We start from the raw sequence: 1455 nt of genomic DNA, 5'->3' as shown, positions 1-1455 counted from the left end.
CATCGCCCTGGTCGACGTCGACCCCGCCGCCCGCCGCCAGTTGCTCACCCTGCTCGACGGCGTACGCGACCTGGTCACCCGCACCGCCCTCGCCGGGCGGCCCGCACCCCACCCCCGTTGACGAACGGAGAACGACTGTGATCCGAACTGTTGTCTGCGTTGAGATCCTGTGCACCGCCTGCGGTGACGGCTGGCCCGACGACGCCCCGCCGCACTACGACACCCCGGAAGCCGCCTACGCGGCGGTGACGTTCGAACACGGCTGGACCGTCGCCACCCCGGACGCGGTCTGCCCCGCGTGTACCGCCCTGGCCGCGTGCCGACTGTCCGGCGGACACGACTGGCCGCCCGGTGTGGAGTTCTGCGCCGTGTGCGGGCACCCCGACTACCGCGACCGGCCCGACCCGAACACCGACCGCATCGTGGTGGCGTTGCGGGTGCTGACCGCCGCCGACCGCCACGCCACCGCCGGGGGTGGCCGGTGGTGAATTCGTTGATGGCTGTCGCCCTGGCCGCCGCCGAGCGTGGCTGGCACGTCTTCCCGCTGCGCCCGGACGACAAGCGCCCCGCTGTCCGTGACTGGGAGAACCGGGCCACCACCGACCCGGCCCGCATCCGCCGTTGCTGGTCGACCGGCCCCTACGGCATCGGTGTTGCGTGCGGTCCGTCCGGGCTGGTCGTGGTCGACCTGGACACGCCGAAGACCAGCACCGATACCCCGCCCACTGAGTGGGCGGGTGCGCGTCACGGCCTGGACGTGCTCACCACCCTCGCCGACCGACACGGCCACCACATCGGCGTGACGTACACGGTGGCCACCGGCAGGGGCGGCACCCACCTCTACCACCGCCATCCGGCCAGCGGCCCGAACCTGCGCAACACCGCCGGCACGGTGGGATGGCTGGTCGACACCCGCGCCCACGGCGGATACGTCGTCGCCGCCGGCAGCACCGCCAACGGCCGGCCCTACACCACCACCTACGACACCGACCCGGCACTACTGCCCGGGTGGCTCGCCGACCTGCTCGCCCCGAAACCGCTGCCCGCACCCGGGCCGGTAACGGTGGTGGTGCCGGTTGACCGGCACGGCCGGTACGTGGCTGCTGCGATCCGCCGGCAGGTCGCCCACCTGGCCGCCGCCGGTGAGGGCACCCGTAATCACGCCTTGTTCACCTCGGCTGTCGCCCTCGGGCAGCTCGCCGCCGGAGGTGCCCTCACCGACGCCGACGTGTGCGCCGTGCTGGAACCGGTCGCCCTGTCCGTCGGCCTGCGGCACGGCGAGATCAGCCGAACAATCGCGTCCGGGCTGCGAGTCGGTGCCCGTAACCCGCGCAGCCTGCCCGCCGTGGGTAGGGCCGCGTGAACCGGCCCGGTGACAACCCCGGTTGTCACCCGGTGGCGCAGCTCGACACGGCAGCCGGTCACCTCAGCGACCATCTGGCCACGCTCACCGCT

General features: G+C 73.3%; 2 protein-coding genes. Both read left to right on the top strand.

Annotation, left to right across the window (positions count from 1 at the left end; all coding sequences use genetic code 11):
* The first annotated feature begins 137 nt into the window (after positions 1-137).
* Positions 138-488, top strand: a complete 351-nt coding sequence (locus tag V6U90_RS33360; RefSeq protein ID WP_334445156.1) for a hypothetical protein — start codon at positions 138-140, stop codon at positions 486-488.
* 8 nt (positions 489-496) lie between these two features.
* Positions 497-1363, top strand: coding sequence for a bifunctional DNA primase/polymerase (locus V6U90_RS33355; protein WP_334445154.1), 867 nt, complete (start codon positions 497-499; stop codon positions 1361-1363).
* Positions 1364-1455 lie beyond the last annotated feature (92 nt).

The organism is Micromonospora sp. CPCC 206060 (assembly GCF_036906895.1).
Classification (GTDB): Bacteria; Actinomycetota; Actinomycetes; order Mycobacteriales; family Micromonosporaceae; genus Micromonospora.
This window is presented reverse-complemented; position numbering and strand designations above follow the sequence as displayed.